Origin of the sequence: Clostridium psychrophilum, assembly GCF_018861705.1 — a bacterium.
In the GTDB taxonomy this organism is placed as follows: Bacteria; Bacillota; Clostridia; order Clostridiales; family Clostridiaceae; genus Clostridium_AD; species Clostridium_AD psychrophilum.
In genome coordinates, this window is record NZ_JAHLEC010000165.1 from 1 (window position 1) to 4,925 (window position 4,925).

Consider the following 4,925-nt stretch of genomic DNA (forward strand, 5'->3'; position numbering starts at 1 on the left):
AGCACAAACATTAAAAGCTTTCAAAGAAGCAGAAGCATATAACGGACCATCACTTATAATAGCATATGCTCCATGTATCAATCACGGTCTTAAAGTTGGAATGGGTTGTACACAACTTGAAACTAAGAGAGCGGTTGAATCAGGATACTGGGCTACTTATAGATTTAATCCAGCACTTAAAGATGCAGGAAAAAATCCATTTGTATTAGACTCTAAAGCACCAACTACATCATTTAGAGACTACTTAATGGGTGAAGTAAGATATTCTTCACTTGCTAAAACATTCCCAGAAACAGCAGAAGAATTATTTGTTAAAACAGAAAATGATGCTAAAGAAAGATTAGCTGGTTACAAAAAACTTGCTAGTGAAAAATAGTATTTAGAACTAAAAAGCAAAAGGAAGATGGATTAAATTTCATCTTCCTTTTACTTTTTAAAAATATAACAAAAAAAATACAAAAAACCCTTTTAAAATCATATGATTTAGGGTAAAATATAAACTATACTCAAAGTAGGAGGTACTACATTATGAATGAAGAAGAAAAAGCATCTTGCGGATGCGGTAATCACGAACAGGACCATGAAAATTGCGGATGCGGTGGCCATGAACATGATGAAAAAAACGAAGGATGTGGATGTGGCGGTCATGATCACGAAAATGAAGGCTGTGGTTGTGGTTGTGAAGAAGGAGAAGCATTAACAGTAGATTTAGAAGATGAAAATGGGAACGTAGTTCCATGTGAAATAGTAGATGGATTTACTTATAAAGAAAACGAATATGCACTAGTTCAAAATCCTGAAGATGATTCAATTTATCTTTTTAAAGTAATTGGAGACGATGAAACAGGTGAATTAGTTATTCCCGAAGATAAAGAATTTGCAGAAGTAACTGCATATTATGAAGAATTAATTAAAAACGAGAAATAATTCTAAAAAAGAGTCGTTGCTGATGCATCGGCTCTTTTTTAAGCTTTATTAATTATATTAATTATTAACAAATTTGATTATTTATAACATTAATTATAATATATTAAAAATACTCTTGCCTTAAAATATTAGTGAGGTATTTTGAAGGAGATTAAGTGATGAAAGAAAAATTAGCAATTTTTGATGTAGACTACACTTTAACTAAACGAGAGACTTTAGTCGAGTTCTATTTTTTTATGGTAAAAAAGAATCCTCGCTATATAAAATATTTACCTAAAAGTATCCTTTCATCTATTTTTTATGTTTTCAAGATATATGATGCATCAAAAGCAAAGAAAACATTCATAAGGTTTATTGATGGTATAGAAGAAAATGATATGAAAAAAGTTGTCAAAGAATTTTATGAAAAACGGTTAAGTAAAATATTGTACAAAGATGCTATTGACATGATTAAGAAAATGAAGAAAGATGGGTATAAAATTTATCTGATTTCTGCATCAGCTGAATTCTATTTAAGTGAGTTATATAATATAAAAGAAGTAGATAAGGTAATAGGAACTCGTTTTGTTAAGGAAAATGGGTTACATAGAAACAAAATAATAGGAGAAAATTGTAAAGGCGAAGAAAAAGTAAAAAGATTAAAAGAAGTATTAAAGAAAGGAAACGTAGAAGTCGATTTTGAAAACTCTTGTATGTTTTCTGACTCTCTATCGGACTTACCACTTTTTAATTTAGTTGGGTACCCTTACTTAGTAAATTTTAAGAAAAAAAATGATAAAATAGAAATTTTGAAATGGAAATAATAAAGTTTGTATAATAAATTGACATTAATTAAAACAATAATTTTTATAGTAACAAAAAATAATAGGGAGGATTTATATGAATAAGTGTGTAAACCAATTTTTTTTATATGGAGATGTAATTAAAGAAAGCAAAGAATTTGAAAAGTTCGATACCAGTGAAGGAAAATCGTTATATGAAGTTATAAGGATAAGTGATGGAATTCCTATATTTCTTGAGGAACACTTGGAGCGTCTTAAAAATTCTGCAAGTATTATGAAATATAATGTAAGTATCACAAAAGATGAGATTATAAACAGAATTCTTAAATTGATAGATAAAAACAATGTACAAGTTGGAAATATAAAAATAGTTATTAATTATACTAAAAGTCATGAGGAAAAAATAAATAATAATCCTTTGATTGAAAAATTTTTAGCATTTTTTATACCGCATATGTATCCAACAAATAAGCAATATGTTGAAGGTGTTAAAACAATTATTTATCATGGAGAACGTAGTAATCCAAATGCTAAAGTTATTAATAATAATTTCAGAGAAAAGGTAGATAAACAGATTCGTAATAAAAATGTATTTGAGGCAATTTTGGTGGACAATGATGGATTTATTACTGAAGGTAGTAAATCAAATATATTTATGGTTAAAGGCTCTACAGTTGTAACTTCCAGCGTTATTAATGTGTTACCAGGCATAACGAGACAATTTATAATAAAAACTTGTGACAAGTTAAATATAAAATTTGAAGAAAAAAATATTCAGGAAAAAGATATTAATTCATATGACGGATTGTTTATATCTGGGACTTCGCCTAATGTATTACCTATAAATAGTGTAAATGAATTATCATTTAATTCATCTAAAAATCTAATAATAAATACAATAATGGAAGGGTTCAATGTTGAATTACACGATAATAAGCAGAAATTTGTAAAGTATATTGAAAATAATACGATAAACAAATAAAACAATTAAAGTAAATAATAAGATGGTGGGATTATATTATCAATTTACTATAGAAAGAGGTGGTATAAGTGGAGGGTAAGGAGTGCACCCAAAAATTTGAGGGCTCAAATGTTCAAGAATGCTTGAATATGGCAAGTGTAAGTTTGGGTGTTTCTAGTGATAAAATCAAATATTTAATATTAGAAGAAAAAAAAGGATTATTTAAGAAACATGCTGTGATATCTATTGATGTTATACAAGGACTAGATAATAAATATATTCTTAAAGAAAAAGTGTCTACAAAAGAAGAAATTTTTGCTAAAGAACAATCAACAAAAATAGGCGATATAAAAACGAATTCAAAAAAATCAGAGGATAATAATGATTTAGATGGAACTATAGAAATTAAACAAGGTAAATTTATAGTTAAAGACCCACGTCTGGGTGGAAAACCAGCAGTTATTTTTACAAATAAAAATGTAATATTAAATGTGGATAATGAAAAAGTTAGTTTAAGTGCACCAGTACTTGAGAAAAGTATTATTGATGTTTCTTTTGTAAAAGATGAAGCTAAGAGGTATATGAATTTAAAAACAAGTAAGGACAAGATGGAAGCATATATTAGCATTACTTATAAACCTAGTATTACCTATAAACTAAAAGATTCCAAACCAGCAAATTCAATATTATTAGATTTTGATGCTAAAGAAGAAATTATGCCACCAAAGTTTACAGAAATTGAAATAAATAAGGAGTTATTAAATAATAATATTAAATATGGTATTTTAAAAATGAGTATTATAAAATGTGTAAAGAATTGTGAAATTAAAGAATTACTTATTGCAAGTGGAAAGAAAAATATAAAAGCGATAAATGATAGAGTGGAAATAAAATATAAGAGCATGGACAATCAAAAAATCAAAAATCATGATGATGATGATGACGATGAACAAGTTATAGATTATAAAGCTATTGGTTCAGTGTTAGGAGTAGAAAAAGGACAAGTTCTTGCTATTCTTTATCCCGGTAAAAATGGGGTTAATGGAATAAATATCACAGGTAAGAATATTGAAACAAAAATTGCTAAAAGAATAAAGCTTGCTACAGGAGAAGGATGTAAAATTGAAAATGGAAACACAGTTGTTGCAACAACGCAGGGTAGACCTGCATCTAGGGGGAGTACTTTTTTTGTCTATAAAACTCATAAAATAATAGGAGATGTAGATTTAAAAACAGGTAATATTAAATTTGTGGGAGATATAATTATAAGCGGCAATGTGCATGAGGGCATGAAAGTACAAGCAGGTAATTCTATTTTAATTAAAAATAATGTAGCAGAAGCAGAAATTACTGCCAGCGGTGATGTTGTTGTAAAACATAATGTGATTCATTCAAGTATTGCAGCTGGGAAGGAAGATGTATTAATTTTAGAGTATTTAAGTGACTTAAAAAGCATGAAAGACGATCTTTTGAAATTAATAGCATCTATAAAACAATTAAAAGATATGAATCTTATAAAAAGAGGTACAAGCGATGGAGAACTTGTTAGAACATTACTTGAAACAAAATTTAGAAAACTTTACCAGACATCATTTAAAATAGCTAAAAAGATATTGCAAAAGGAAAATGTTGAAGATGAATTATTGTATATTATTAAAAATAAAATACTTGATATTGGCACTCTAAACTTAAAAAATTATTTAGAATTAAACGATGCAATTTTAATTATCGATAATAAAATATCGGTACTAGATATGGAATTAACTCTTCCTGTAAATGTAGTGCTAGATTATTGTCAGGATTCAGTAATTAAAAGCTCAGGCAACATTACTCTAACTGGTAAAGGTGAATATATATCACAGATGTTGGCAACTGACAGTATAATATTTCAAAATGATAAGAGCTTGGCTCGTGGGGGAGTTATTAAAGCAGGAAAAGAAATTAAATGCAAGATAGTTGGGGGAAGTGGAGGAGTATCAACAAAACTTATTGTAGAAAAACATGGACAAATATGGGCAGATATTGCTTATCAAAATACTAGTTTTATTATAGGGGATAGAGAATACATTCTTGATGTTCCTAGCAAAAATGTTCATGCGTATATAGATGACACTAGAGAATTGATTGTTGATAAGTTAATAATGTAGACCAGCTAGTTAAAGTCAAGTGTAAATTTGCGAAAGTAGTTGTTAATTTCATTGCATAACAAAAAGACCATTGCATAACACGAACAATGGTAAATTTAGTAATTATTT

General features: G+C 28.0%; 4 protein-coding genes and 1 pseudogene. All 5 read left to right on the forward strand.

Annotation, left to right across the window (positions count from 1 at the left end; translation table 11 throughout):
• A pseudogene (locus tag KPL38_RS18165) lies at nucleotides 1-376 on the forward strand (pyruvate:ferredoxin (flavodoxin) oxidoreductase); the annotation flags it as partial.
• 152 nt (nucleotides 377-528) lie between these two features.
• Nucleotides 529-927 carry a DUF1292 domain-containing protein gene (locus tag KPL38_RS18170; RefSeq protein WP_216290545.1) on the forward strand — a complete coding sequence of 133 codons (399 nt, stop codon included), beginning with the start codon at nucleotides 529-531 and terminating at the stop codon, nucleotides 925-927.
• 158 nt (nucleotides 928-1,085) lie between these two features.
• Nucleotides 1,086-1,730 (forward strand): HAD-IB family hydrolase, encoded by a 645-nt coding sequence (locus tag KPL38_RS18175; protein ID WP_216290546.1) that lies wholly within the window; start codon nucleotides 1,086-1,088, stop codon nucleotides 1,728-1,730.
• A 76-nt stretch (nucleotides 1,731-1,806) separates the two neighbouring features.
• On the forward strand, nucleotides 1,807-2,691 hold the full coding sequence (locus KPL38_RS18180; RefSeq protein WP_216290547.1) for an aminotransferase class IV: 885 nt from the start codon (nucleotides 1,807-1,809) through the stop codon (nucleotides 2,689-2,691).
• A gap of 68 nt (nucleotides 2,692-2,759) precedes the next feature.
• On the forward strand, nucleotides 2,760-4,817 hold the full coding sequence (locus KPL38_RS18185; RefSeq protein WP_216290548.1) for a flagellar assembly protein A: 2,058 nt from the start codon (nucleotides 2,760-2,762) through the stop codon (nucleotides 4,815-4,817).
• Nucleotides 4,818-4,925: the final 108 nt, after the last annotated feature.